The 26,475-nt window shown below is 46.6% G+C and carries 21 protein-coding genes; 10 read left to right on the forward strand and 11 right to left on the reverse strand.

Going from position 1 to position 26,475, the window contains the following annotated elements; all coding sequences use genetic code 11:
• Positions 1 to 60: 60 nt before the first annotated feature.
• From ABLV17_RS15920 to ABLV17_RS15930, 3 genes are read right to left on the reverse strand one after another with little or no spacing between them, the layout of a single operon-like run.
• Positions 61 to 402, reverse strand: coding sequence for a hypothetical protein (locus ABLV17_RS15920; protein ID WP_348854370.1), 342 nt, complete (start codon positions 400 to 402; stop codon positions 61 to 63).
• Between the two features lie 13 nt (positions 403 to 415).
• Positions 416 to 733 carry a hypothetical protein gene (locus ABLV17_RS15925; RefSeq protein WP_085551645.1) on the reverse strand — a complete coding sequence of 106 codons (318 nt, stop codon included), beginning with the start codon at positions 731 to 733 and terminating at the stop codon, positions 416 to 418.
• Positions 734 to 749: 16 nt separating this feature from the next.
• Positions 750 to 1,478, reverse strand: a complete 729-nt coding sequence (locus tag ABLV17_RS15930) for a thioredoxin fold domain-containing protein (RefSeq protein ID WP_085551644.1) — start codon at positions 1,476 to 1,478, stop codon at positions 750 to 752.
• Between the two features lie 133 nt (positions 1,479 to 1,611).
• Between ABLV17_RS15930 and ABLV17_RS15935 the strand changes: the two genes are divergently transcribed.
• The gene (locus ABLV17_RS15935; protein WP_085551643.1) at positions 1,612 to 2,211 is read left to right on the forward strand and encodes a lytic transglycosylase domain-containing protein; all 600 of its coding nucleotides are present in this window, start codon (positions 1,612 to 1,614) and stop codon (positions 2,209 to 2,211) included.
• Positions 2,212 to 2,347: 136 nt separating this feature from the next.
• On the opposite strand, the gene ABLV17_RS15940 is transcribed toward ABLV17_RS15935, so the two are convergent.
• Positions 2,348 to 5,701: an AAA domain-containing protein gene (locus ABLV17_RS15940; RefSeq protein ID WP_348854371.1), complete on the reverse strand. Its 3,354-nt coding sequence runs from the start codon at positions 5,699 to 5,701 to the stop codon at positions 2,348 to 2,350.
• A gap of 311 nt (positions 5,702 to 6,012) precedes the next feature.
• Between ABLV17_RS15940 and ABLV17_RS15945 the strand changes: the two genes are divergently transcribed.
• A complete protein-coding gene (locus ABLV17_RS15945; RefSeq protein ID WP_071532273.1) occupies positions 6,013 to 6,285 on the forward strand; it encodes a hypothetical protein in 273 nt (90 codons plus the stop codon).
• A gap of 296 nt (positions 6,286 to 6,581) precedes the next feature.
• On the opposite strand, the gene ABLV17_RS15950 is transcribed toward ABLV17_RS15945, so the two are convergent.
• The 6 genes from ABLV17_RS15950 to ABLV17_RS15975 all read right to left on the reverse strand — a co-directional run bounded on the left by ABLV17_RS15950 (position 6,582) and on the right by ABLV17_RS15975 (position 15,293).
• Entirely contained in the window at positions 6,582 to 10,508 is a 3,927-nt protein-coding gene (locus ABLV17_RS15950) for a conjugal transfer protein TraG N-terminal domain-containing protein (RefSeq protein ID WP_348854372.1), read from the reverse strand.
• Position 10,509: 1 nt separating this feature from the next.
• A complete protein-coding gene (locus ABLV17_RS15955) occupies positions 10,510 to 11,919 on the reverse strand; it encodes a conjugal transfer protein TraH (protein ID WP_348854374.1) in 1,410 nt (469 codons plus the stop codon).
• The gene (traF, locus tag ABLV17_RS15960; RefSeq protein ID WP_069476643.1) at positions 11,903 to 12,946 is read right to left on the reverse strand and encodes a conjugal transfer protein TraF; all 1,044 of its coding nucleotides are present in this window, start codon (positions 12,944 to 12,946) and stop codon (positions 11,903 to 11,905) included. The genes ABLV17_RS15955 and traF overlap by 17 nt, the downstream gene beginning before the upstream one ends.
• Before the next feature lie 414 nt (positions 12,947 to 13,360).
• Positions 13,361 to 13,894, reverse strand: a complete 534-nt coding sequence (locus ABLV17_RS15965) for a hypothetical protein (protein WP_348854375.1) — start codon at positions 13,892 to 13,894, stop codon at positions 13,361 to 13,363.
• A 10-nt stretch (positions 13,895 to 13,904) separates the two neighbouring features.
• Positions 13,905 to 14,435: a hypothetical protein gene (locus ABLV17_RS15970; RefSeq protein WP_042927821.1), complete on the reverse strand. Its 531-nt coding sequence runs from the start codon at positions 14,433 to 14,435 to the stop codon at positions 13,905 to 13,907.
• Between the two features lie 192 nt (positions 14,436 to 14,627).
• Positions 14,628 to 15,293, reverse strand: a complete 666-nt coding sequence (locus ABLV17_RS15975; protein WP_009653235.1) for a hypothetical protein — start codon at positions 15,291 to 15,293, stop codon at positions 14,628 to 14,630.
• 712 nt (positions 15,294 to 16,005) lie between these two features.
• Between ABLV17_RS15975 and mobI the strand changes: the two genes are divergently transcribed.
• The 8 genes from mobI to ABLV17_RS16015 are packed head-to-tail and all read left to right on the forward strand — an operon-like array spanning position 16,006 to position 26,049.
• Entirely contained in the window at positions 16,006 to 16,470 is a 465-nt protein-coding gene (gene mobI, locus ABLV17_RS15980; protein ID WP_348854376.1) for a conjugative transfer protein MobI(A/C), read from the forward strand.
• The gene (locus tag ABLV17_RS15985; RefSeq protein ID WP_348854377.1) at positions 16,470 to 17,312 is read left to right on the forward strand and encodes a hypothetical protein; all 843 of its coding nucleotides are present in this window, start codon (positions 16,470 to 16,472) and stop codon (positions 17,310 to 17,312) included. The genes mobI and ABLV17_RS15985 overlap by 1 nt, the downstream gene beginning before the upstream one ends.
• Before the next feature lie 15 nt (positions 17,313 to 17,327).
• Complete coding sequence (gene mobH, locus ABLV17_RS15990) at positions 17,328 to 20,216, forward strand: MobH family relaxase (RefSeq protein ID WP_348854378.1); 2,889 nt, start codon at positions 17,328 to 17,330, stop codon at positions 20,214 to 20,216.
• A complete protein-coding gene (gene traD / locus ABLV17_RS15995) occupies positions 20,213 to 22,339 on the forward strand; it encodes a conjugative transfer system coupling protein TraD (protein WP_348854379.1) in 2,127 nt (708 codons plus the stop codon). Before mobH ends, traD begins: the two co-directional genes overlap by 4 nt.
• 2 nt (positions 22,340 to 22,341) lie before the next feature.
• Positions 22,342 to 23,430, forward strand: a complete 1,089-nt coding sequence (locus ABLV17_RS16000) for a hypothetical protein (RefSeq protein ID WP_348854381.1) — start codon at positions 22,342 to 22,344, stop codon at positions 23,428 to 23,430.
• Between the two features lie 23 nt (positions 23,431 to 23,453).
• Positions 23,454 to 24,128, forward strand: a complete 675-nt coding sequence (locus ABLV17_RS16005; protein WP_081331530.1) for a DUF4400 domain-containing protein — start codon at positions 23,454 to 23,456, stop codon at positions 24,126 to 24,128.
• 8 nt (positions 24,129 to 24,136) lie between these two features.
• The gene (locus ABLV17_RS16010; protein ID WP_348854382.1) at positions 24,137 to 25,273 is read left to right on the forward strand and encodes a S49 family peptidase; all 1,137 of its coding nucleotides are present in this window, start codon (positions 24,137 to 24,139) and stop codon (positions 25,271 to 25,273) included.
• Between the two features lie 2 nt (positions 25,274 to 25,275).
• Positions 25,276 to 26,049 (forward strand): nuclease-related domain-containing protein, encoded by a 774-nt coding sequence (locus tag ABLV17_RS16015; RefSeq protein ID WP_348854383.1) that lies wholly within the window; start codon positions 25,276 to 25,278, stop codon positions 26,047 to 26,049.
• Positions 26,050 to 26,099: 50 nt separating this feature from the next.
• On the opposite strand, the gene ABLV17_RS16020 is transcribed toward ABLV17_RS16015, so the two are convergent.
• Complete coding sequence (locus ABLV17_RS16020) at positions 26,100 to 26,378, reverse strand: hypothetical protein (protein ID WP_348854384.1); 279 nt, start codon at positions 26,376 to 26,378, stop codon at positions 26,100 to 26,102.
• Positions 26,379 to 26,475 lie beyond the last annotated feature (97 nt).

Below are 26,475 nucleotides of genomic sequence, written 5' to 3' on the forward strand. Positions count from 1 at the left end.
GATTTATCTCTGGGCGTTATTTAATTTTACGCGATGCACCTGATGCATCCGACAGACATTTTATTTACTGGATTTTCGGCTGTTGCTGTCAAGTTCATCCACAGCATCCTGAATAACTTTCTGGATATCGATATTTCCGGCCGTCATGACGACATCATTGACTGAACCCCGGATATCAGGCGTATCATCCAGTAATGCGGACATTCGCTCAGGAAGGCCGCTGTTTTTCAGTGAGGCGTAATGGTCACTCAGCCCTGATGATTTCATCAGGTTATTGCTGGTGATTGATGAAGGTAACTCCGCATCCGGGAATGAAATATTTTCAAGGCTGTCTTTTGTTTGTGAATAGGCAAAGATGCCGCCGATGATACCCACATAAACCACAGTTCTTATTAATCCCATGACAGGCTCCGTATTATGCGCTGTAGATAGTCATCGGGCTTAACACCCTGTTAATTTGCACTGGTGACGATTTGTCTGAATGCCCTGATACTGATATTGATGAGTTCATTTCGGTCTGTATTTTCTTACCGGTAGTGTTTACATCATCAAACACCCGGCCCATAGAACTCTTCGTCGGAGTACCCGCAGCATCAAGCAGCATGATCGGTTTTTCGGTACCGTCGACATCGACATCAACAAAAGTAACTTTGCAGCCACTCTGACCACAAAAACTGGACTGGGCTGAAAATGACACAACCACGACCGCTGCAATTGCCATAAATTTCTTCATCGTCTCTCCCGGAGAGCTATTTTTTCTGATTGGCCGTTTTCAGGCTATTAAGCATTTGGTCCGGATCTCGTAAACCCGCAAATACCATGGGCTCACCTTTCAGGCTTAAACCCGCTGGCGTACCAGATAGTCTGAACATGTTCCCTGCATTAAACTGCTCCTGAACCGAATCCATGCAGGCTTTTGTAGGCTGCTTATCCGGTAAACCATCCCCTTTCATTGCTTTAGTCAACGCTGCCGGTTTATCTTCAGTACACCAGACTGAAGCCATGTTCCGCGCAATCATGGAGTTCATACCGGCGCGAGGATAAGCGATGTATTTTATGGTGATCCCTTTATCCAGATAGGACTGAAGGTCGTTATGTAACTTCTGGCAAAAACCACAGGTGATATCAGTGAATATCCCAATGACATATTTTTCATCAGGCGCTTTGTAGGTAATGGTGTCGAGTTTTTCAATGTAGGCTCTCATCCCTTTACTGATAAACTCATCAGTTGTGTTTTCGACATCTGCCCCTTTCACCCTGAATAAATTACCGGTGAATATGTAAGCACCGTCAGAAGTGACATAACTGGTACCTTCTTTAGAGAAAACCGAATAAACCCCCTCCACCGGAGATTTTTCAGCGATTACAGCATCAATACCGAGGGCTTCAAGTTTTGCTTTTACTTCAGTGGGTAATTCAACGTCGGCATACGCTGGTATGGATAATAATGTCAGTGCAATAACAACAGGTTTTATCATTTCCTACCTCCTGAATTACTGTACCAAACAAGAAAAAATATTTTTCTGACCAGGAGGTGTTTTTACCCCGAGTGAGAAAAAAATCTTTTTGAGGTCGTGTAACCTGTAAAAGTTACTTTTGAGGAGCGGGTTGATGTCAAAATATTTATTGGGCGCAGTGTTGTTCGCAACGTTCACAGTCAATGCCAGTACCACATTCAATCCGCCCCAGGATCGCCCGAGGCCCCAAAACGTACCGGAGGCGGTAAAGAACCAGTGTTTAACGGATGCTGCCCGTTTTTTTGGTATCGACAGTGACCTTGTTTTCACTCTGTTTGATAATGAAGGCGGGAAGATTGGTTCATTTGTACTCAACACCAATGGATCATGGGATATTGGCCCGATGCAGATCAATTCATCAAATCTGGCCGAGGTAAAATCTCACTTCCCCGCGATAACCTGGCGCGAGCTTGCTTACGATCCCTGTGCTTCTTTCTGGGTGGGTACATGGTGGCTGCACCGGAAAATTATCGACCGGAAGGGGAATGTTTTTGAAGGGATTGCAGACTACAACAGCAGAACCCCACGTGTCAGAGCCAACTATATTTTCAAATTCATGGAACGATATAACCGGCGTCTGCAGCGTAACGGGAAAATGATGCAACTCAATGCATGGACAGGGCTTGATCGCGTAAAACAACTAACGCCAGAGATATCGGGTAAGCTCGCGAATAACTCACCGCCACAACCCTGAACGATGCAATCAGTAAAAGTCACTTTTATCTCACCGTTGCAGGTTGTGCCGTTACCGGCGTGTCGCCATGTCTGGATGCCCCATTCCTTCCAGGGCAGGGGCCCGGTACCCTTATAGACATCGTCAAATGTTCAAATCAGCGCTCAGTCACAGCATCCTGATGCATATCTTCCTGCAGTGGCCCTAACTCTCGTGAAAGCGATGAGAAGTAGGCATGTTTCTCCCACAGTGCACGCTCCCCAATAACATACAACCGCTGTCTGGCCCTGCTCACGGCCACATTCAGGAGGTTAGGTTTGCTGGCCGCCCAGGCCTTTGCCCCATTTTTCTGAATGTTTCCCCCCAGCACAAGCACGACCACGGCCGCTTCCTTACCCTGTGTCGTGTGCACGGTCCCCGTTCGGTTGGAACGGAAACCGGTCCGGGAAGCGAGTTTTCTGAGCTTCATGGCGCAGTCCTTGAATGGCGAAATCAGGAATACGTCGTCAGGTGCTATGCTGTATCGCTCTTTCAGTGTCAAAAGTAACTTTTCTACTGCAGTGCCTTCCTCAGCGATCCAGTTTCCTTCACATGATTTACCTTTAACATCCAGCCAGCCACTGTCAGGCAAACACGACGTGCTTTGCTTTTTCCCATGCACCATGAGCCCGCCGTAGGCGATATTATTGCTGATACTGAACATGGGATCGTCACAACGCCGGTGTACTCGTAAAGGACAGCCTACCCATACCTGCCCTTTTTCAACATCCGGTAGCCAGGTTCCCAGCTCCATCGTTTGATCAGCAAGCACCTGTGCCGATATTTTACCCGGCCACCAGCTGGCTGGAATATCATAGGATTGTGCAAGTGCCCCTTCGACAGAGGAAGGAATACCACTCACCGGCTCCAGTTGCTTTGGATCGCCCACGACAACCGTTCGTTTTGCCCGCCATACTGCTCCTGCTGCCTGCTGCGGAAGGGCCTGCCCTGCTTCATCAATCAGTAACCACCCAATGGCTTCTTTGCCGATTTTTTTAAACATGCGCGGAACAGACGCAAACGTTGTGGAGATAACGGGGACAACCAGACTCAGTGAATCAAGGGCAAGCGCTGCCTGTTTATCTGGTATCTCCTTACCATTAAGCCAGTCACTCACCAGATTCAGGTTTGCTGACATTTCAACGGGGTGAGCTTCAATAAATGCGCGGTGAACATCCAGTGCCGCAAGAAACACCCTCTCCCGCGCATCCCGCCATCTCTTACAAAGCCATGGTGCTGACAGTTCTCTTTGCTCATCCGTTGCGTTACGGTCCGGCCAGGCATCCCCCATCATGGTCCTGGCCTCAGCCAGTTCCGAGATATCCCGGGCAACCTTTTCCCTGATTGCTGTCTCTCTGCTGACAGAAAGCGCCAGCTCCGATTTAAGCGCCTCAGTCTGACTGTGCGCCTCATCACGGAGGGCTTGCGAGCTCGTCAACGCCTTAATATGTTCGGCGAGTGTTGTACGCAGTGAATCCATTTCATCGGTCAGTCGCTGATAACGCCCCCACCACTCTCGCGGTATTTTACCCAGTGAGAAAATCGCCATCAGTATGCCTGGTTTATTCGCCTCATGCTGGTGGACGCGTTTATCGGCTTCCGCCAGTTCCCGGTGTAACCGGGTACCAGCTTCTTCCTGTCCGGCAACATCAGAGGAAAGCGCCAGGTATATTCCGTTCTGTTCTGACAGAGCGGCATTAATCGAGGCCCGGCTCTCCCCGCACTGGATGAGTGCCTGCTCCTGATTTTTTATCTGTTCTTCAAGTTCTGAATACCTGACGAGCTCCTGACGAGCTTCATCTTCGATGACTGTAGCTTTCTGATAACGAATAACAGCCTCTGACCAGGACATTGCGGGTTTACGGGCTCCCTGCGTCGGCTTCAGTAAATTAAGATGGTAATGCAACCCTTCACCCCGGGCGGGTGAGAATGTCTCCGGAGGCACTGTCGATTTTTGATTCCGCTCATCGGGCTTTTTCCACCAGAAAGTATTCAGGAAATTTTCCCGGTTTTCTTTATTACCCAGTTTTGCGGCCAGAAGCCCCCATGCTGGTTTACCCATCAGGTGCGAAGCCAGTTCGCTGAAATATTCTGACTGTTTTGGTACCCATTCAGGTACAGCGTCAATACCCGGGAGTTCGAGCGAGATGTTTTCTACTGCGCCGTTATTGGCAGAGGCAACGATGATGGATGTCCCTGCAATGGAATCGTGAAGCGGAAAGAAGGGGATGGTTTTCTTATCGCATGTAAAAGTGCCTTTGTTTAAGAAAACCCTGTTCTTGTGCTCAATCAGTTTACCGGCACGCGCGGTGACGACTGCGGCCACCACATCACGAAGGAGTGTTGTTTTTCCTGTGCCGGGTGGCCCATTGACAGCAAAAATACCGGGTGTCTCAGCATTTTTACGCCACAGCTCATTAACGGCTAACTGCTGGCTGAACGCTAACGGATATAGAGAGGGCCATGTGCCGACCGGCGGTTGCGTGGGACGCAGTCTGTCAAATGCAGCATCTAACCCCTCCCCGGTTCGAACATCCGTTACCTGCCTGTTCTCCCGGGACACGGACGTCATGTAGTCAAAGAAACCTCTGCCAACATTTTTCTTTTTCCAGTGTCCTTCGAGCGCCTCCATCTCATGAATGTAAAAGCTGTTTATCAGATCATCCGGTACAGCACTTTTGGTTTTTTCCTTTCCTTTCCCCTCTGTTCTGCTGCTGGCTGAGTTCGTTTTGGTACTCTCAACGGAGAGATTCACCTCATGGCTATTCTGTGAGATCCTGACTGTGGCGCACTTAACAAGGCAGATAGCATGCTGCTCCATTGCCTCATAAGGGAAACCGGTCTTCTCCAGTACCAGTTCGCCAAGCGTCTTAATCCAGGCAACATCAGCTGCCAGCTCGTCACGCTGTAAACGGACAGCTTCAGCATCAATCCATTGCATAATATGCAGGGTCAGCTGATCAAATTCAGGGAATCCGCTGTCCATCATCGGGAGTGTATCTGACAGCGCGGGAAGCCCCGTCAAGTCCGGACTGACGGGTGTTTTCAACGCTTTCACACCTTGGTCATGATTTAACACCTGTGAAGCAGCCCATGCGGGCATTGACAACATGAATGATGTGGCCTGGGGGATACCTTTATTGCTGAAACTGACATCGAACAACCGGCTTTTGCCAGTGTTCCGACTTTCAGCGACGTCATCATGGGCACCAAGCTTTTCTTCAAGCTGATCGGCAACGACCGAAATATTGTAGATCCCGCATTGAGCGGAGTAACGCCAGACCTTGCCGGAGGGGACGGGTTTTCGAACATGCTCTGTATCCGTCCAGGGAAGCAGCCCGTCGAATGTCACCATGTACGCTGGATTATCTATGTCACGAGCATTTTCTTTATCAATACTTTGTGGCGTCAGTGCCTCAATAGCTTTCCAGAAGCGGAAGACATGTTGCACCTTTTGTAAGCTTTCCTTCACTGAAACCTCATTCATCTGTCCAGGCTTATGTAGGGACGCGATCCCTGTGTCATAAAGCAGATATATACCGCATTAACTCAACCCGCCCTCACGCATGCTGGCTGAAAAGTAACTTTCCGGGGCTATGCCAGGTTACCCCTGCCCTTAATGGAGAAAAAACGGTTCTGTATCAACGGATACACCATGGGATATGGGCTGTAAAGCCCCCTTTTGAGATAACGCGGCATTCGGACTTGATGAAAATAGGGGGTTGGAGGAGAGTTTAAATAGTTTATAATCTAATCAAATGAGAGATAACAGAGGGCTACCCAATGATGTACGAACTGTTTGGATTTGAGCTTTCCGACTTCAAAGGGCTCTTCTATGTCTTTTGCCTAGCAGTGCTTGTATATCGTTACATCACTGTCGGACGCAAATACCCGCTCTTCGGTACCCGTGAGAAAGATACCGATAGGGTTGTCTCGGAATCGTCAAACAATACGTATCGTAATCCTGTTGAATATGATCAACATGATATTACAGATTTACGTTCGACTGAATACTGGTGTTATGAACAAGAACAAAATCAGAGACATGATGACTAGCCTTGATATTGTTGGACAGTTTTGTACTTAAGAACAAAGAGTCATCGCAAATCGTTATAAATAGCCATTTTTTCTCTTAACATTTTCCATGTCTACATCAGATAAACCATTCGCCAGAGTAAAAAAGAGTCTTTCAGTATGCCCTGTAGTGGAGCGTGTTTACGCCATACTTCGCTAATATTAAAACGAACGGTGCTCAGCACCGTTCAAATCACCTCGCCAAAATCAACCGAAATATGGTGTTTATTAGCGCTGAGTGTGTGATGGGGATCAGCGCTTTTAAACGGGCCTTTTAATTAGTTTTTTCGATGCTTATCCAAGAACTCTTTCGCAAAATCCTGGCCTTGTGTGGTTCCGATGCTTTCCGGTAAGCTTGCGATAAATGCAGGGTAAGCGGCTGCTGCTTCTGGCCCATATCTTGGGTTTTCAGCCAGTTTATTCTGGACAGTCCTCATTGCTGTGTCCTGCGCGTCCCGAAGCTGGGTTAATTTATCGTCCGTCATACCAGGTTTGTTTTCAGCTAAATTGCTGGCCTGTCTTAACTGCATATTGTTGCTCATGTTGCCGATGAGCGTTTGACCGGATGAACCGTTTTCTAGCTTCATTGAATCACCGACATAACGGTCTGAACCGGCTCCAGTAAACGTTTTTGCTACTGTTCGGTTGCTATCAAACACCTGTTCTCTGGCTGCCTGCCCTTTATCCCTCAGGTTCGGGCTTCTACTGTTACTGTCGCGCATATCTCCGCCCAGCTCGTAATCAGAGGACCCAGTCGGTACTCTGGTGGCCGTGGTGCCGGTATTGTTGACGGCATTATTCACAACATCCGAAAGCCCGTTTTCATAACCATTATTTTTCCCGTTCATAGCTAACCGGGAAACACGGTCAACATCGGATGATGAATAATTTTGACCTGATACCTGGTTGAATGTAGAACGCCATGCTTCAGCTTCTTTAAGGCTGTTTTCTCTGGCCTCACCAGTCTGATTGCGGGCAACTTCGGAGTGTAACGCCGCCTGGCTTAAGGCGTTTTTGGAGTCTTTCTCTTTATTCCCGGACGGGCTGAAAGTCTCCGCACTTCTCGGCATATCATGCGTTTGCATGTCTCTCATCGTTTGCTGAGTCGAGGCATTGATATCACTTGTTTCTGCATCACCCAGAACTGTACTTTGTGTGCCTGCAACTACGGATTGTAATGGACTATCGGTATCCGCTGCCTGTTTAGCCTTGTCTATGGTCTCATTGACGTTCCCCAAAGGTAACGTATCTTCGACCCTTTGAAGTTTTTGCGAATCTGCCTGAGTATGGACTTGCCCGTTATTTTCCCCACTGGTATTAGCTACGTGAGCTCTGCCATCGCCCTCATTAAGTGTGCCAGCTGTCATTCCACCAACTTCCGTTGTTGGTTGTGCTTTCGCAGCCTGTTCTCGCTGAGCGAGCCCACCGGTTACAGCACCCTGCTGATTAGAAACATTACCAGAAACTTGTCCTGCAGAAGGCACTGCGGACGTGTCCGGAGCTGTTTGTGCCTGTTCCTGCCCGCTGGCATAGTTGCCACCAGTACCCAGCCCTACAAACTGATCCAGTTTCTCTGTCGCAGGCGAGATAATCCCGGCATTGGCACCCATGATACTGACAGCATTTTTAAGCATTTGAGAGGCTTGTTTAATATCGCCCAGATTATGAGCAACAGTCTCACCAGAATCCATACGAGATAGTTTTTCGGCTTCGTTAAACATCATTTTAACAAATGCATCGTTGCCGTTTCTCGTGTCTCCCAGCGTGTTACTGCCATTTAATGTCCCTTTCATTTCGTTCCATTTACCCACTGCTGCTTCACGATTTAAACCTGAAGCCTGCGCCCAATCACCTACAGTTTGCGCTGTCGCTGGTTTACTCAGGGTGTCAGACACTTTGGCCCCGTCAATGTTCAGACTGCTATTCATTGAAAGTTGTGAAGCCTGTTCACCTGTTTTACTGAATGCATTGCTCTCTTTATTAGTGACAGCCTGGGCGTGTTCCTGCATCTTCTGTGCCGTTTTTTGGTAACTGTCAGAGTCAGAGAAACCATTCTGGATCACATTGGACTCCAGCTTAGCTATGTCCTTAGAAAAACCATCACCATTTTTCATGCTACTCATCAGATTGTCAGTGAGGGCTTTTTTCGCACCGTCAGATAATTGACTGTTTCCTTGAATTCGTGCTGCTATCTGCCCTAAAAGTTTTCCTGATAAACCTGCTCCCCCCTCTTCGCCACCGCCTTTCCCTGCACCACCTTTACCACCCAAATTTAAACCTAAGTCTGCCATTCCGCTAAGGATGGCAGAGGCCGCCATAGATTTAAGGGCATCTGCTGATACTCCAGTATCTTTTCCGAGATTTCTGGTCATCCCGGCCGCTACATCATCGACAAGTTTCATTCCGCCCTGGTTTGTTGAACCTGCTGTTTGTGTTCGATTACCTTGTGTTGCACTGGCCCAGGCTTCATTTAACGCCTGTTTTGAGCTGAGAGTGGAAGTCCTGTCGGTCCCTATCGAGTTCTGGCCTGATGCTCTGACTGTATCACTCAGCGATGCACCCAACCCAAGAGTTGGCATCATCCTAGTCTGAGAATCCAGAAGCCCTCCTGACGACATGCCACCACCTGTTGTAGTGGCTGCGGTGTGTGTCTGGTCACCAAAGGACTGTTTACCCGCATTCCCCGCCGACCAAACCTCTGGTGTGACGTGGCCGGTATTGTTTGGGGCATCAGGTGTGACATTTTTCAACGCTCCCATCATCGGGTGAATGCTGGTGGTCAACAGGAATAGAGTCAGCATCGGCACCATGCAATACAGAGCTGAGGCCACAGACAGGTAGCTGCCGTACGTCTCCTGAATGCTCCCCATATTTGCCCAGTTCATCGTGGTCTGAACCCCCAGCGATGTCCATGTGTCAAACTGTTGATTCAGTACCATCTTCACGTACGCATTTACCATGACTGCCGTTATCGGCCACATGTTAACGAATACAATTAGCTGCAGATACTTAGCGGCTGAAGCGATACCTTCCCCCCCTAAAAACAGGATCGCAATCAGAGCAAAAGGGGCGACCATGTAGCTGAACATTTCCAGGAACGATATTGCAGCGCCTGAAATGTTGAGCCAGAGCTGCCCTTGACTAACCATTGCATTCGTTCTTTTCATGCTCGCTTCGAAGAGCTGATAGTCTGCCGCTATACCTAGCGCCTTCCTGTACTGGAGAACGCCTTTGTCGACCTGATTAAGAACGAATGCAGCTGTTGTGATATTGTGAGCCTGACCAGCGCTTCCAAAAAGCGTGGTGGCCGCACCGCCGATAAAGTCAGTTTGTTGACCATTATCCTCTTGTTGCGGCGCAACAAACTGATTCATCTGCCCAAGATTTCTCATAATTGAAGCGCCTTGAGGCGAGGCGAATGCAGCTTTTACCGCCGCCCATGCATCCGTACACGACGCATACTGCAGTCCGGTAGATGTCACCATGGGGACGCTGGCCGTCTTCAGGCTGTTGGCCGTCATTGAGTCCATAACATTTATTACGGACCCAAGGTCTGTTGCATAGATTTCATTCAACGCCACGCCTCTGAGTGCTGTCTGAACCTCTGAATCCTGGGTCGTTTTTATACAGTCTCGGGCAATAGACTGAATGATTCTGCACACATCGAATGTCACGGGTTTTTCGCTTCCGCTCATCGTATTCGGGAATGCCTGACAGAACCCGCTCGACTCCCCGCCCCACTCCATATATTTGACCATTTTGGTCATTGGACCCAGTGTCAGGCTGTCATCCAGCGTATCACTGACCTGTCCTACCGGGGTGAGCGGGTCAAACGCTGCCCGCCAGTCTGTAATAAGACCATGTAATAACCCGGTAGTGAGCTCTCCCGAGGCAGCAATAAAAAGCGGGACATCATCGATATTTCTGACCTCGCCTGTTTTCACCGACTCCAGCGTGACATCGGCTTTAATGACGGCAATTGAATAGAACAACAGCCCCATAATCCATGAGAATATTGGGACATCAGTTTTACTCGGGGCGAGTACCCACTTCATTGATTTATAGAAGAGTCCAATAGCGGCTGCATAAGCCGCAAATTTGATCCATTCATTTGAGCCGTGGCTGGAAAAAATCAGTGCGATCCCATTAAAAGCCGTATAGACGAAATCAATTTCACCAATGGTGTATATCGTGAAATTACTCATATCAGCCCCCGTTCCCGCTATCACCATAAGTGCGTTTTTTAACGAATGCCATATCCCAGTAGGCCAGAACTGTTTTTTCCTCTGTGTTCTGAATGGACTGCACTTCAGAGGCACTGCGGATTTGGTTTCTGAATGTCTGATTTATTTTTTCAAGTTGGTCTTTAAATGATGTCATCGCCTCAGAAGGAAGCGTCATATTAGTCATTTTATTTTGGACATTACTAAGCAGCTCGATCGTGAAATTTTTCGCCGCTATCGTACTGATATCATTGATGTACTGAACGCCCTCAGCAGCTGACAACGTCTGTAGGGTTGGTATGATATTATTTATTCCCAACATACCGATTAATCGACGTTGATCTTGTGACAATTCAGTGTCATTTCTCACAGCACGCTGAACTTCAAGTAATGTCTCTATAATGGTTTCAGAAAGGCCTTTGAATTGTGTAGAATCCTGACGCATTTCAAGACACTGGGCTTTCTTGTTGCTGCTTAAATCAGGTGCCGGGTTGCAGACATTTACTTTAACATTGCTTGAACCAGTGCCTTTTATGAAGTCTGAAGCTTTCATCGTTGGTGGGATCGGTGTTATCGCAGAGTTTTCACCGTTACTGTCCCAACTGACAATAAGCGTACCCGTCAGTGACATGATTTGTTCAGCTAATTTATAACCCGTTAATTCAGTCACACCACCTACATTCATATTGCCGTTATCAATACTCATGAAGCCCTGGTAGACAATGTTTCCCGCATATTTTTCTTTAAAGGCCTCTGGATCTTTTGCATAGTTCTTTTTGTTTACGTCACTGGCAGACTGACTCATGGTGCTACCGAAATCCGGGAAAAGACCGGACACCATAGAGTCAACAGCGCCGCCGCCGAGCCCAATATTCTGAGTAAACTCCTGCGGAGTACCCAGCCCGTTCTGTAGAAATTCGTACGTCGCGTTGCAACTGTCTTTGGCGAATTTGTTCAGCGCGGCGAGTTTGTCCTGAATGTTGGCAATAATAGCTGCGCAGTCGGCGCAAATTGCGGAGACCGCAGTGTTAAAGGCGTAGACGGCTGAGCCCTGCGCTATGCCACGCCCAATCTGCACGAGTTGGTCACCGTTGATCATACTGAAGCTGCCCAGAAAGATATCGATGCCGTTACAGCCGACACTAGCTTTAGGGAAACTCACATTTACGAGGTTAGTGTTGACTTGAGGCTGCCTGTAAGAAAAACTCCCCCCAACAGCCCCTACTCTCGATGCGGTTCGGACAGTTGCCGGATCTGTGGAGGCAACCATACCTTTGAATATGCCCTCCATGACGTTGGCAGAGTGGACCTCTTGCATGGAGAACACGCCAAAGAACATGGCCGATAAAAGTAACTTTTTGAGGAAAGTTACTTTTTTAATGTAAGTAGCCACTGTAGCCCCCTTCATTTGCAGTGATACCTGCATCAACCTTATCGGTCGTCGGCATGTCATATTCGCTGAGTTTTTTATCCATTATGTTCTGAAGAAGATAAGGATCCTGCTCATAACTCATCTTATTAACCGTCAGTACATCCCTGTCACCGAGGACATACTGTTTTTTAATATCGAGGGTATTCTGGAATGATGCTTCGTCCAACAGGTTCATTCCTCTTGCGGCCAGGATAATCGTGTTCTTTAACTCTTCTGCTGAGACCAGACCTGTACTTACTCTTGTTGCCTGGGATCCGTCATTTGACATCAGATAAACGGTAGGAACTTCCGTAATGGCATACTGTTTGATCATCTCCATAGTGGCACGACCATAACGAGGAAATATGCCGTTATGTAAAGGACGTCCATCAATACTAACTGGCATAATATCGATGTGATAATAGTTCTGCATGAAATTGAGAATCTGACTTTGTTCATGACAGTACTGACAGGTGCTTTGGAAGAAGAAGAAAAGACCACTTTTCTGGAATATGGAAGAAAGCGCTTTTTGCTGATTTTCCTCAAGTCCAGCGCGATGCGCATTTAATGCAACGGTCTCGGTTGGTTGACGCCTTTTTTCTGACATCATGGGATTATTAATGAAATAGTCTCTGGTTCGGTCAGAGAAGCGAGTGGCAATATCCATCATGAGTCGGTTAGCAGTATAATAGCGGGACAGATTCTCATCGGTTGGATTGTCCATCGCCGCAAAACGAAGATTCAGCAGGTTTTCTTTGAGCCAGCGTGAATCAAGTTTTAGTTCTTCATTTTGGTTTTGGGAGGGAGAACCTGATAATGGTTGTTGGTCCTGTTGTTCTTCTTCCTCAACAGGTTCTTTGTCGTTATACCAGAAAAAGCCTTTTTTCAGTGACTGGCCTGAAACAAATGGTGTTGTTCCGGCATACTGAGTTTCGGCCACCGACGTTGTAGAAAGCACCAGCAATGAGCTAATGATGGTTTTCAGGATAAATTTTTTTGTGATCTGCATATGCTACCCCTTGATGGATAGCATTATCATCCCATAAAAAAAAATCAGTTTTCCTAGATAACAGGGGTCTTTTTAAAAAGGAATGATTTTTCTTTCATGTTGTTCCCTGCTCACACATTAGGATGTTGCCGGAACTTTATGGCGCACCACAGGAGGCGGGAGGAAACTGACTTTTTGCAACATCTCATAGTAACCACTTAATCCCCTCTCACATCAGTTCCAAAAGACTTTTATCACTTCTGATTTGTCGCGAAAAATTGAACTGAGAAATTTTGATTTTAGTGGGGGATATTCATTCTCTGTATCAGGCATGGGCAGTGCATCCTGAAGTTGAAGAATAACGAAAAATCTTAAATGATAAAACACACATATGATTTATCAATGATAAGTATATCGTTAGCACGATTACAGGGGTCAGGTTTTTTTAGCCAACGCAATCCGTGACACCGTTTCCTCTGCCTGTATAAGAAGAGTTAACTGGTGAGATAAATTGCAATTTCTTGTCGTGAGGATTTCCTCTATACGGGTCTTGCGGTCAGGATTTTTTATCATGCGTAAAAAGCGGGAAGGGCTTGAAAGATATTCTGCTAAACGAATACTGACAGCTGCGGAACTGGAAGAAAACAAGGCATCAAGCTCTTTATCGAACCTGATTTTCCCCGATGGACAGGTTGCTCTTTTTAATGGTGTGAGCTCGTGAACGAGCTGGATGGTACTATCAGGAAAATATTTTTTTAGATCTTCTGCTCTTAATGCCGTATGGACTACTGGCAGATATAAATAGGAAGCACAACGGACATTCAAATCTGGTGATAGTGTTCGTAACCGATTATGGATGCAATCAGACATATGATAAAAGCCCCGAGCATCTGAAGGTGTTGTAATTCCAGTTGCCGAGAAAGATATATGACAGATTGTGCTTGCAGTGTGTAAAAGTTGATTTTCCATGACCTCATCATCACTTTTCATCAAAGGGAACAACAGACTGTGAATAACGCATGATAGCGACTTTGCATTTTTTAGCACTACATGTCGGACAGGAGTCAAAACCGGATGGTGAATGGATGTAGGGCTTGTTGCAGACAAGACAGAAATCTTTATAGTCTGCTTCAGACATCCCATTAAGAACATCGACGATTTTGTTGATTTTTAGTGGGTAGATATCAGGTGAATAACCCGTATCAATTAACAAATCAATTAATGCGTTGAAATCCATTTCTTTCGTTGATTCATCGGGTCTTTGTGGATCATAACCGAAAATATGAATAGCGTGATTGACGACGACATTAGAAAGTAGCATGGCATACTTATCTCCAAGCCATGATCCAACTCCCCGTCTTGAACTGGCCGTTCTGGAATACTCCAGCCTGTCCGCAATTTTACGACCATAGAGATGCGCTATTGTGTACTTATTGGCATCGAATTCTACTAATTTATACGCGCTTGCGATCTGGTTCAGGTAACTGACTTCATTTTTCTTTATAGCCATTATCCGCAATCTCCTAACATTGCTCCTGAGTTGGCACAATGGCACGGTGAAGTTCCATACCCTGGCGGTTCTGAAAAGTTACTTTTTAACGATATTCTGTTTAACGCTTATCAATTCTTCTGCGAATGAACCGACCGTGCTTTGACATATCCTGGCGCACAACCTGTAAAGTCGACCTGATTCGTATAATCTTTAAAATGTTTTTAGCTTCTCAATTGATTCTTTTAAGCTAAATTCAATGCGCAGATTCTCAATATTTTCACGAGGTATAAAACCATCCAGAACATCAGACATTATCTCGTAGGCCCAGGCAAAGACTTTAACATCACGACGGCCAGAATCGTATTGAATGAAACGTGGAAACAAAACAACGTTTGTCACCTCAACAAAGGCGTTCATCTCTGTATCGGCCAGCATCTGAAAGGCGTCATTCGATAACGATAGATAGGCGCGAACAAATGCCGGATTGAACCTAACGAGGTTCCACAGATTGACAAGAAAATTCATCTGTATTGAGACGATGTTTTTTCTAAACAACTCCAGATCCGCAGGTTTATAGACATACTGCTTTCCGCTAAATAATTCGCATGACGCATTTGGTTTAAGCTCTGAACTGTCAAAAGGCCTGCCGTATGTTTCAAACTTCAGGTACTGAGAGTCGTCTCGAATTTGTTTTATCAGGTTATTCCAGGAAACTTGCTGTCCGTTTACTCGTGGTATTAACAGGCTGCCAGGACGCTCCTCTGATTGCGCAATACGATTAAGTCGAGAATCCGTAGTCGGATGAAAAAAACGCCCGAGAAGGATCTCTGGAATATAGCGATAGTCTGATGCCAGTTCACGTGGTAACACGGACATCAGTTTTTGCTGACTCCGTATTAACTGTAACTCCGAACGGAGAAAAGCTTTTACGACCGTGTCAGTCTGTACGTTGGGTTGTATGACCATACGCTCTCCGGGCTCTTTCCAAGCATCTATATCTGCTATAGCGGTATGTGTTTTCCGTAAACACTATGATTATATCATAGCTATCCAGGCTAGAGAACAACAAAACTGGTACTAATATTATTAGATACTATCCATGATAAAGCCTCAAGGCAAGATAGAACGAATTGGCACTTATAACATTGAGCACTTTTTTTTAGAAATGACTTAAAAAATCGACTTTTCATTAGTACCTTTTGGTGGAAAAGGTACTAATGAAAAAACTATGTCATTAGTACTTTTTTGTGGGAAAAGTACTAATGAAGCTCTGAAAAAGGTTTATGGCTCATGAGTACTTTTTGTCAAAATAGTTACTTATGTATAAGGGATACTATCAACACTCAGTTAAAAGTTACTTTTTCCCTCAGCGTGCTCTGAAAACCTCCTGATTCAGGTCATCTCGTCACAATGGAAACGTTCTGAGTGCCTTCATTTTGACGGCATCCTTCCCTGAGGGGCCAAAAGTTACTTTTTTTTTGGCTCAGCCTGCATGGAAAATTTTTTTTTAAAAAACTGATAACAGGCTTGTTAGTTCAGAAAATCCGTTCCTGATTCCTGTATCTTTTTGGGCAGGAGGGAACTACGCATGAATTCAGAAATTATCGCTCACCAGGAAACCGTCATTGGTAACGCTGTGCTCTATATCGAATTGCTGAAACAGGAAGCCGCCCTTGTCCTGGATCAGTACTGGAATGTATGGAAAGCCAGGAACCAGTTGATATCAGAGACAACCTACGCGAATGGAGGAAAATTTAATCCAGGCAGATTTGCACCTGTGATCAGGAAAGTGGGTTCATCCCAAAAAGTTACTATTTCTTGGAAAGATTTCTCCCCCAGGTTTAAAAATCGAATTGAACACTACGGGGTTATCGTTAAACCTAAACTCGGCGGTTACAGTGTTAGCTGTTTCCCTAAAGCTCTGGACTGGGAGCTGGAGATGATTCAGGAAACAGAGAAGAAAATTAAACCCATCCGCGAATTATTGCATGAGTACCATGAGCGCAGACTTGCGGACATCAAGCGTCTTGAAAAACTGAAGAGGTTATTATAATGGCTGAAAATACATCACAGAGAAACACTCCACGAACTCAGCGAAATGTGGGCAATAATCGCGCTTTGGGCATGGTCATCACTAAACTCAAACCGCTATCCAGCGTGTTTTATTTGCATTTTCATGAAAAGAACCGCGCCCGCCTTCGCCAGTTCAACGCGATCTCGAATGCAATTTATAATATCTTTCGCCTGGTCGAATCAGACCCTACGACCGGCACAAAAGTTAATAAGTGGTTGACAGGCATCTACACTGAATTGTCAGGTAATGTAAACACCTATAAAGTGCAGATTGATAAAAGCCTTTCGAAAATTCCGGTGCAGGATTCGTCGTTTGACGGGTACAACTACGAGGAATTTGAAATTCGCTGGAATCATCCGCTGACCTACAAGTTACTGGATATTATCTCAACTATTAATGTCATGACGCGCCAGGCACACCAGTTGTGGTTATTCGGTGAAATCACCCAGCAGGTGCATGACCGTATTATCCTGCAGCTTTTAAGCTCCCTGCAGGCAGCCATGGATTCAATTACCAAAATACTTGACGCGGAGAACCGTGCTTCCGGTAAATACGATGCACTGCCATTCATCAAAAACATCAAACGTTTTAAATCTGTTGAGCTGTATATCGCCAGCCTCGAAACCAAAGTTCCGGATAATCCATCATCCGAAGCCATCACGAAGGGTCCTGAACCAGAACTACCTGATGATCAGATGAATTCTGGTGTTGATGCAAGCAAAGCTGCGGTAAAAACGGAACAGACTGAAATCGCGTCAGTCAGCCCGGAAAAGGCGGCTGGTAAAACAGGACCTTCCGTTGCTCCTGTCCCGGCACAATAAAGCAAACAGGTTGATATGAGTATTATATCCAGTTTATTCATGAAAATTAGGGTCGCCCTCTTCGGAGGGCCTGACTATGAAATTGTCTATGATACGGATGATGAGTATGACATACCGCACACGCCTAATAAGGACGTGCAAAACTACCTCGACTATCCAAGTAAGCCAACGGGTATAACACTCTATTCAGAACGTGAGATTCTGTCTGTCCATGCTAACCGGTTGCAGGAAATCAATATGTATATCGGTCTTCCTAATTCTGACCTGAGCGATGAAGCATATACATTCACGAACCTGATTATCAAACCACTGATGGAATTTACTCGCTGGATCCACCTTCTACCCGCCTCAGAGAATCATCACCATGCAGGTACGGGGGGGTTATTAACACACAGTCTGGAGACAGCTTTTCTGGCTTTAAAATTCGCGTACAGTACTGAACTTAGCCCTATTGGTTTACAGGATGAAGAGCAGGTACGTAAACGGCGGTACCTTTATGCTGCGTTTATTTGTGGTCTGTTACATGACGCAGGAAAAATATTTGACGTTGACGTTATTTCTTCAACTCCAGGGGTGAACAGTACGTGGCGTCCACTTTCAGCCAGCCTGATGGACTGGGCTAATACGAATCGTATTATGTCTTATGAAGTCATATGGCGCAAAAGAACTGCGAATGACCACTCTGTACGGGCTCCCGTTTTTTTAGAACGTTGCCTGAACGATACCTGCCTGAATTACCTGAGTGACGTCGTCAAAGAACGAATGTACGATAAAATGCTTGCCTCCCTAGGTAATTATACTACCAGCGATGATTTTATATCCCGTTGCATGAGGACCGCCGACTGGCATTCTACCGGTACCGACACAAGTTATCGTTATGATAAGCAGTCCGGCATTCGTGCATCCGATACCGCAGCTCGTGCCATTTCAATTATAAAAGATAATATTAGTGCGCTTAACATCAACGGCTTCGATTCATCACCTACACTCGCCGGGCAGAATGGTCCCTCTCCCGTTCATATTATGATTATCGGAGGGGCTGTTTACATCAATGAACACACGGCCCTTGATTACATCCTGAATCAGTTCAAAAAACTGGGTGTTAATTTCCCGGACGGCGAGATTGGTCGGAAATCACTGACGGATTTATTAGTGAATGGCGGCTATATAGAACCATACGGAGAGCAACGCATTGCTCATTTTTTCCATCGCGGTGAATTTACTGAGATGGACATTCAACGAATGTTTAGTGACGGCATCAAAGGCCTGAGCTGGTACTCGCTTTTAAAAATAAAATGGGTAGGTTTCCTGTTTAAATACGATGTCATCCCAGAGAATCTTCCGGGGATATTTAGTATCAATGACACGAACGATTATGTGTATGTCGACCGTAAAGGTAATGACACGATTTACACTCGCCCGATCTCAATGGGTATCAAATCAATTCGGCTTGGTAATGGTAATCTTACTGATGAGCCTGTTACACCGGATGATGCACCACAACCTGATTCAAAACCAGCTGAACAATCTGAGAATGCGCAGGAAATGGCAGTCAGCATTGATCAAGATAATTCCGTCTCTGACGAAGAGAACGGCACTAACCCTCAGGTTTCAAGTGAGAAAGTGGAAACTCAGCAGAAAGAAAACAAACAAAAAAACACCAGAAAGAAACAGAAGAAGAAGGAAGCAATTACAAAGGAAGAATACATAACCCGTCTACAGCATCAGTTTAATAACAATGCGATTACGCCGTCTGAAATGGCACTAATTGATGGTCTGCTGCACGTCTCCGACAGTTACATTCGGTCTATTGCCCCCCTTGATGATACTCAGTTAATGGAGTCTGATCTCTTTACACTCTCGCTCAGAATCGGGAGTATTAATGAAGAATTTAGTGTCCCGGCCAATGACGGAAAACGATATACCCAGCTCAGTAATGAGGTTTCGCTTATCCAGCTACGTCATCAACCCGATGTAAAAACTGTTGAGATGCTGCCGCTGCTTTCCTCAGATTTATTTGGTGGTGTGACACCGGATGAGACTGCATCAGAATTTAATTTATCGGTATTAAAAACCGATGTTTATTCTGAGCCACTTCCTCCTGAACGTTATGAAAAAGAGCTGTCCGTGGCTACAGATAATCAATTTGAGCCGTCTGATATACCACCATCTGAATACCCTGACATTCAGACAGATGACGCGGGCCAGTCATGGGGGGATTACGATATGTACTCACAGGATGACAGCGCTATTCAGATGAGTGGGGAACTGCCTGATGTGTCAACTGACATCCATGGAGCGGGTGAACTTACGAAAATCCGGCATCTCATTGAATCTGTACCGGGTAATTCTACGGATTCCACGGTTGTTGATGCGGCCGATGAGCAGGAACAGGAAGGCTTCAGTGAAATCAATCGTGGTTTTGAAGAGCTGTTTGCACGACAGGATCATATTATTACGGACCCGGCGATTGTCATTACAGAAAATATTGAGGAAGCTGAATTACTTACATTGCCAACAGATGAGGTTGCTGGTGCAACTGACAGCGATACCCTTCAATCTGATATTGATACGATCATCACACTCCTAAATAAAATCAGACTGAATAACTCCTCAATTACGGTCAGACAATTGCTGCTTACTGTCGTGGTGACCGATATCAACTTTTGCCTCCGGCTTCGAATCACTGAAGATATTGCTTCATGGGGGTTTGATCAGGATGAGTTAGCAAAACTCCGCTCTGCTTTTTCTCAATTCCCTATTGCTAAGGTAAAGGTGGGAATTGGTAGACCTATCCGACACTACATGATCCGCCTGAAAGACATTCAACAGGGCGCACAGCGCAACAATATCTTTTATGACGAATTTATTGCTTTCTTTAATCACCAGGAGGAAGGGTTATGAAACGCCGGAGTCGCAATAATTTACACACTCAGGAGATGCTCTACCGTCCTGCGCTGGAGTTTCGCTCTGCCGTGATATTGGTCTTTTTTTCCATCTATGTGCTTATTGATTCATGGAGTCAGACATATGGCATCAGCGAGATCCCCTTCTATTGCGCCCTAGGGTTGATTGCCTTTGCCAGCTGGCGGATATGGCATGGTATACCTGTTTTCCGGGCACACTGGCGTTTATTTCATCGTTCAATGGACTTCCTGTCTCTTGAAGATTTTCGAATGATTAACAACGCACATTACTTTGCCGATGACCGGAAATACCAGAAGCTGGTGACCCTTCAGGAGACCGGGGGCGCTCCCGCGAAGAATCCGGTGAACCGGCTTTTACGCAGGAAAGAAAAGGTGGAGCTACCCCAGCGTACAACCTTTTTATGCAACGGTTTCAAATGGGGACCGGAACACTCAGAACGGACCTACCAGGTTCATAACCTCTCCAGTGATTTACATGAAGTTCAGTTACCTTTTGTGCTGAATCCTGTAACCCGTCATTATCGAAAACTCGCGACTGACCTCGGCGGGAACTATTCAATTTTCGGCGTTGATAAAAAGGTTCCGATTTTCGTCAATGAAGAGAATTTCTTTGGGCATACCCTTATCACAGGTAACGTTGGTACCGGTAAAACCGTGCTTCAGCGTCTTTTGTCCAGCTCGATGCTTCATCTCGGGCATATCGTTCTTGTTGTTGACCCAAAGAATGATTATCAGTGGCAGGATGGGTTAAAAGAGGAGTGCGAGAGCCTGGGTAAACCCTACATGCACTTCCATGCAGGTAACCCCTCTAAATCTGTCTCCTATGATATCAGCGCCAACTACGTCAAGGATACGGACCTGTCAGCCCGTATTATGAGTATTATTGCCGGTACTGAAGGTGGCGAGGATCCCTTCCTCCGCATTGCTGAAGGTCTGGTAACCACATCTATTGGCGCGTTGAAACTCGGCGGGAAAAAGCCAACCATTCAGAATATCTATTATTCGATTCGTTCCAAACAGGACCTGATCGTCACCACGCGTAATGCGCTCCGGGGTTTCTATGAGTACCACCTCGGTCCGGAATGGAACTTAACTCTGCAGGTATCGCCGAATCTGGACCTGGCTAACGAAATACAGAATCTGCAGGGATATTTTTATGCTAATTACTTTCAGGATAACTCGCCAAAAGTCATGTATGGCATGGATACCGTTCTCGAATGTTTCAAGTATATAGCCGGTGATGAAACCCACTATTACAAAATCACAGCCAGCCTTATGCCTATGCTCAAACGCCTGTCGCAAAGCCCAATGGATATCTTGCTTTCGGCTAATGACGTTGAAAACCCGGACCGTAATATCGTTAACAGCCACGGGCTCTTCAACAGCGGCGGTGTGCTCTATATTTCGCTGGATGGTCTGTCTGATCCGGCAACGGCTCGCGACCTCTCACAGCTGATTACCTCTGATATCGCCGCAGAAGCGGGTAGCCGCTATAACACAGCCTCTGATTTATCGACCGCGCCCCGGGTATCCATTTTTATTGACGAGGCGCATCAGGCTATCAACATGCAGATGATTAACCTGCTTGCCCAGGGCCGAGCAGCCAAACTGGCATTATTCATCTCAACACAGACCATATCAGACTTCGTTTCAGCCACCAGCGCCGATACAGCTGACCGTCTGACAGGCCTTTGCAACAACTACATTTGTACACGTGTGACAGATGCTAAAACACAGGAGCTTGTCCTGACGAAAGTGGGCCAGGCCAACGTATCAATGAACCAGGTCACCTATACCACCAGCGCAGGCACCAAACAGTCACATACCGATTTCAATGGTTCAATTTCCGAACGAAAGTCCACCACAATGGTGAGTGCAATTCCGCAGGAGTTGCTTTCAATGATACCAACTCTTCATTTTATAGCCTGTCTTCAGGACGGACGAAAAATCGTGGGCCAGATGCCGATAACCATACCGGGCAAGGCAATGCGCAAATCAACCGGATTAGTCGAAATGGTGATGAAATCGCCCTATAAACTGAAAATGAGACGCAATCTCAATGTTGATGAAATCCTGAGTAAATCACAAAAGGTGGTCTGATTATGGAGCGAAAACAGGTTTCCCGGGCATCTTTGCTCAGTATGAATTCAACTCAACCCAAATATATATCACGCGCCAATAAGGCGCTGAAACAGTACGGCATTGATGTTGACGATGAGGCCCTTCCGGAAATACTGTCACGGTATGCACAGAAGCTTACCGGTGATCTTTATAAGGTGTATGCCCATGACACCATTGAGAGTCTGGATGTGCTGGCCCGGACACTGTCTGAATTTTTTGTCATACGGTATGCCGTCACCATCGTTACGCACGACGATAAGGAAGTGTCTTACAACTGGTCAGTCTCGCAGGGTCCTTTCACCGACTGGCTCAGTCAGCTGCTGGCCGCCAGCATGGCTAAGAGCCACAGGGTTGACGTCCAGATAGATACCAATCAGGAACGCATGGCGTTTATCCAGGTTAACTCAGAGCGGCTGGGATGGTACCTGTTACCCGCGTTTGTCGATATCTCAGGATTACTTTCCCTTTTCCTTGACATGCCTGAAAAGGTTGAATATCAGGTGATGCGCCGTAAACGAAACGGAAAGGTGCCCGACATCCACCAGCATGACCTTGGCATTTTCGAAGAGGATGCCCTTATCTCCGGCCTGAAAGAAAAGTTACTTTTATGGAGCGGGAACCTGTGCGATCCATCTGATGAATACACCTCTCTTTTCAACCGGGTCATTGACCTTTCAATCCTGGGCAACCGCCACCAGCCATCGATGTACCGCAAGAGCTGTATTATTCAGTCGGTTCTCGATGAGTTCTCTGCGTCGGTGTTGTCCCTCCCCGTCCGGTTTAATGGAAATGCATTAAGCGCAGTGTGGACCCCATGGTCTGAGCCGTTTAGCCAGTTCTCTCGTTTACGTCCAGTAGATGAAGATACGGTGTATATGCCATCCCCAGGCCAGGTGCGCTGGAAAAATGCAGACGTACACCGAAAAGTAACTTTCTCTCTGATATCCAGGTTGATCGCATCGGATGACCTTGCCTGTTCGGGCATTCTTCATGGCTGGAAGAATCACTACCTCGACAGAGCAACGAACATCCGTCTGGCTACCATCTGGACCAGACTGTTTTCCGATTAATAACAAACCTGCAGGTGAATCTAATGGCTGAAAAAGATATGGCGGCGCAGCGCATGACGATGCTGCGCTTTGGGTTAGGGCTGGGTCTGTTGATTTATTTTCTGTTCAACGTTTATCTGGAGGACACTAATACCCTTTATAAAGATATCAGAGCGGAGGTGAACGCCAGCAAATCGCTTATGGATGTCAACAGATGGCAGAAAGTGACCCAGAATACGGAAAAGACGTTTAATTATCTCTTTGTAGAATTAAATCTCACAAGTTACATAAATAAAGTCCTTTTACCCGAGGATGATAAAACAAAACCGGCGAAGGGGATGAACCTTGCGGTAAACAAATTCATGAGTCCGAGCTATACCGCAGCCCGAAACATCCCGCTAATGATGTACCAGGCCATTTACCGCTGGCATCTGCTGGTAGGCTGGTTTTTCACATTCCTGCCCCTGATGATAGCCTTAGCGCTGGATGGTTATTACCAGTGGAAAATGAAGAGATTTGTTTTTGGTGATGTTACAATTCAGCTTTACCGCCTCTGGTTCCGCTCGCTGACGATAATCGGCGTGTTGTTATTTGCGTATCTGGTCGTCCCTAACCTGAATTTATTCTACGGGCTGACACAGTATTTCCCGCCGCTTGCTCTGGCGTTGCTTGCTATTGCCATTAACCGGCTTCTTGCGCATTACCAAAAACTCATGTGAGGAAATATATGTTAAAAAAAAGGCCACCTCAACCTGAAACAGGTTCTGTTCAGGATGTGGTATCACGTGAAAGTAAGAAATTTTTCCGTTTGTATAAATCGCATGTGTTATCAAAAATGGTCCTGACAATAATTGGTATTGGTTTTGCTGGTTATAGTGGCTGGTCCATGTATCAGGATAAACAGAAGAACGGGAAAGGCGCGGACCATATTGCGGTTATCCGTATTCATGGTGAAATGGGAACAGGCACCCCTACAGGTGACGGGGTTATTATTGCCCGTGCGTTACGCGAAGCGTGGGATAATCCCCACGCCAAAGCGATTCTCATCGATGCCGAATCGGGTGGTGGCGGCCCGTCTGACGCCATCAATATTTACAGGGAAATAAATGCGCTGAGGGCATCCCTTCATGGAGCTCCGGGGCTCACTATAGATATTTCAGGGCAGATTGAGTCATCGAATAAAAATGACACACCACCAGCGCCAGCCGACGACGTTAAACAGGCACTCCTTAAAGCATTGGGGACCGGAAATGGAAAATTACCAGCAACAGCCCGTGACGTCAGACCGATAATCGTCAGCATTAAAAATATGTGCGCCTCTGCCTGTTATTACGCCGCCTCATCGGCAGATGCCATTTATGCAGATCCTAACGCCATTATCGGCTCCATCGGCGTACGTATGGACCACTGGGATGTGTCCAGGATTATGGATCGCCTTGGTGTGGCTAACGAACCGTTAACGGCCGGTGCCTATAAAGCATCCCTTGACCCATGGCGTCCCATTGATGACGAAACCAAAGCATTTCTGCACAGTGAGTTGCTCGACAAAATGCATGAACAGTTTATTCATGATGTCGAATCTGGTCGCAAAGGAAAGTTACTTTCCCGTGAACAGGCGGATAAAGAACTGCTCTACACAGGGCGTTTCTGGCTGGGTGACAGGGCGAAGCAGTTTGGCCTTATCGATGATACAGCCACCAGCACAGAGGTGCGTGAACGGCTTAGCATCGTCTATGGCACGACACGTTTTCGGGACTATAACGCACCAAAAGCCACGTTAAGCAGCATGCTGGGGCTGTCCCTGGACGTTAATCTGAAAGAGACGCTGTCCGGTGCGTTGAATACCACCAGCCCGGTGAGGTGACGATGGACCTGACCACGTTATCGACCATCTTTCTGGTGTTCGTCATGCTTATTCTGTCATGCATTATTCTGTGCGTCTGGCCGCTTGTCAGTAACATGTTCAGTGAACAGCGTACGCGTAATGCCCTGAAAGGTCTATTGGCTGATCTGGAGGGAAGACTCATATCAGATGTTACTCTTCCGCTGAATTCATCGCAGACGACACAGATTGACCATATATTTATCAGCACGAAAGGGATCTTCATTATCGAAGAGAAGCATTATGCCGGTGACATTTACGGTGCCCTCGACGATAAATCATGGACGGTGGTGTACGGCTACGGTAAAGCGAAACACAGGATGTTGAATCCGTTCCTCCAGAATAAAACGCACATATCAGGCGTATGTCGGGCTATTAAGAGGGATGATAAGCACATCATCAACGTCGTGTTGCTGACCGGGCGCAGTAAGTTCATGGCGGACCCCGTACCGGAGTGGTTATGCTCCAATTGTGATGACCTTGGGAGCAAGTTCACCTCGTACGAGGCAGAGCCGGTTTTTAGTGTGGAGGAAACTGGCTGGATCGAAAATGACCTGCGTAAAGCTATGCTTCCCCAGACGCTGCTGACCGACCTCGGGCACGTCTATTCACTGAAACTGAAACACCGGCAACCCATATCCGTACCGCACAGAGTGACCTATTTTACGTTACTGACAACCACCCTGTTCTTCCGTGCGCTGAAAAAGTTATTTTCACGTAAACGGTCTGAAGTCATCCATAAACAGTACCGCGAATAGCGCTACCCGTTTCATCATCTGATATAAATAGGGCCACCAGCGGGCCCTGTTTAATTTATATAGTCAGATGCTGGTGGGTTAAGGTGAGGCACCGACTGCCAGGCGTGGATCATGTTGACCATTTGCTCGGCGATCCCCATTGACTGGTTTAGCCGGTATGCCGTCCGGGCCACCATCCTTTTCTGATGTTCATCAGATTTCACATCCACCAGCCTGAAGCGCCACAATTCCTTGCCGCAGTGAATGACACAGATATCAAACTCGGCATTGACCACTGGCAGGTAGTGACGGAGATTCAGATCCTGCAGAAGTGAATACGCCTGAGGCATATACCGTCCATCGAATGAGCCCGCCCAACGATACGTTGCGATGAATGGCGGTGAGTCCAGAGATTTAAGAAATGTCATGTCAGGTCCACCAGCAGAT

This window comes from Klebsiella sp. CN_Kp091 (genome assembly GCF_040065095.1).
Lineage (GTDB): Bacteria > Pseudomonadota > Gammaproteobacteria > Enterobacterales > Enterobacteriaceae > Klebsiella > Klebsiella aerogenes.

What these genes read in the sequence shown, in the direction of transcription:
- ABLV17_RS15920 (WP_348854370.1), bottom strand. Translation starts at nt 402, where the DNA reads ATGGGATTAATAAGAACTGTGGTTTATGTGGGTATCATCGGCGGCATC.
- ABLV17_RS15925 (WP_085551645.1), bottom strand. Translation starts at nt 733, where the DNA reads ATGAAGAAATTTATGGCAATTGCAGCGGTCGTGGTTGTGTCATTTTCA.
- ABLV17_RS15930 (WP_085551644.1), bottom strand. Translation starts at nt 1,478, where the DNA reads ATGATAAAACCTGTTGTTATTGCACTGACATTATTATCCATACCAGCG.
- ABLV17_RS15935 (WP_085551643.1), top strand. Translation starts at nt 1,612, where the DNA reads ATGTCAAAATATTTATTGGGCGCAGTGTTGTTCGCAACGTTCACAGTC.
- ABLV17_RS15945 (WP_071532273.1), top strand. Translation starts at nt 6,013, where the DNA reads ATGATGTACGAACTGTTTGGATTTGAGCTTTCCGACTTCAAAGGGCTC.
- ABLV17_RS15950 (WP_348854372.1), bottom strand. Translation starts at nt 10,508, where the DNA reads ATGAGTAATTTCACGATATACACCATTGGTGAAATTGATTTCGTCTAT.
- traF (WP_069476643.1), bottom strand. Translation starts at nt 12,946, where the DNA reads ATGCAGATCACAAAAAAATTTATCCTGAAAACCATCATTAGCTCATTG.
- ABLV17_RS15965 (WP_348854375.1), bottom strand. Translation starts at nt 13,894, where the DNA reads ATGGAAAATCAACTTTTACACACTGCAAGCACAATCTGTCATATATCT.
- ABLV17_RS15970 (WP_042927821.1), bottom strand. Translation starts at nt 14,435, where the DNA reads ATGGCTATAAAGAAAAATGAAGTCAGTTACCTGAACCAGATCGCAAGC.
- ABLV17_RS15975 (WP_009653235.1), bottom strand. Translation starts at nt 15,293, where the DNA reads ATGTCCGTGTTACCACGTGAACTGGCATCAGACTATCGCTATATTCCA.
- mobI (WP_348854376.1), top strand. Translation starts at nt 16,006, where the DNA reads ATGAATTCAGAAATTATCGCTCACCAGGAAACCGTCATTGGTAACGCT.
- ABLV17_RS15985 (WP_348854377.1), top strand. Translation starts at nt 16,470, where the DNA reads ATGGCTGAAAATACATCACAGAGAAACACTCCACGAACTCAGCGAAAT.
- mobH (WP_348854378.1), top strand. Translation starts at nt 17,328, where the DNA reads ATGAGTATTATATCCAGTTTATTCATGAAAATTAGGGTCGCCCTCTTC.
- traD (WP_348854379.1), top strand. Translation starts at nt 20,213, where the DNA reads ATGAAACGCCGGAGTCGCAATAATTTACACACTCAGGAGATGCTCTAC.
- ABLV17_RS16000 (WP_348854381.1), top strand. Translation starts at nt 22,342, where the DNA reads ATGGAGCGAAAACAGGTTTCCCGGGCATCTTTGCTCAGTATGAATTCA.
- ABLV17_RS16005 (WP_081331530.1), top strand. Translation starts at nt 23,454, where the DNA reads ATGGCTGAAAAAGATATGGCGGCGCAGCGCATGACGATGCTGCGCTTT.
- ABLV17_RS16010 (WP_348854382.1), top strand. Translation starts at nt 24,137, where the DNA reads ATGTTAAAAAAAAGGCCACCTCAACCTGAAACAGGTTCTGTTCAGGAT.
- ABLV17_RS16015 (WP_348854383.1), top strand. Translation starts at nt 25,276, where the DNA reads ATGGACCTGACCACGTTATCGACCATCTTTCTGGTGTTCGTCATGCTT.
- ABLV17_RS16020 (WP_348854384.1), bottom strand. Translation starts at nt 26,378, where the DNA reads ATGCCTCAGGCGTATTCACTTCTGCAGGATCTGAATCTCCGTCACTAC.